Source organism: Shigella sp. FC1967, assembly GCF_001743005.1.
Lineage (GTDB): Bacteria > Pseudomonadota > Gammaproteobacteria > Enterobacterales > Enterobacteriaceae > Proteus.
Map to the genome: position 1 here is coordinate 1 of NZ_MIIZ01001324.1, position 394 is coordinate 394.

A 394-nucleotide genomic window follows, 5' to 3' on the forward strand; every position below is an offset into this window, starting at 1 on the left:
AGGTGTATGGATGGTTAATGTCCATGCGAGTGGTGGAAGTCGTATGATGCGAGCAGCTAAAGAGAGTCTTGCTGTATTTGGTAAAGATGCACCACTTTTAACGGCGGTGACGGTACTGACCAGCATGGATCAATCTGATTTAATTGAATTGGGAATAACATTGACACCTGCAGAACAGGCAGAACGTTTAGCGTTACTGACAAAATCTTGTGGTCTTGATGGTGTCGTCTGCTCTGCACATGAAGCAACGCGTTTTAAACAGGTTTGTGGTGACGATTTCTTATTAGTCACGCCGGGGGATCCGTCCAGCAGGAAGTGATGTTGGCGATCAGCGTCGCGTAATGACACCAGAGCAAGCTATTGCAGCCGGTGTTGATTATATGGTGATTGGACG

1 pseudogene is annotated in these 394 nt (G+C 47.0%); it reads left to right on the forward strand.

Annotated features, from left to right (window positions below):
• Positions 1-394 (forward strand): annotated as a pseudogene (gene pyrF, locus BHE89_RS24480) (orotidine-5'-phosphate decarboxylase); the annotation flags it as partial.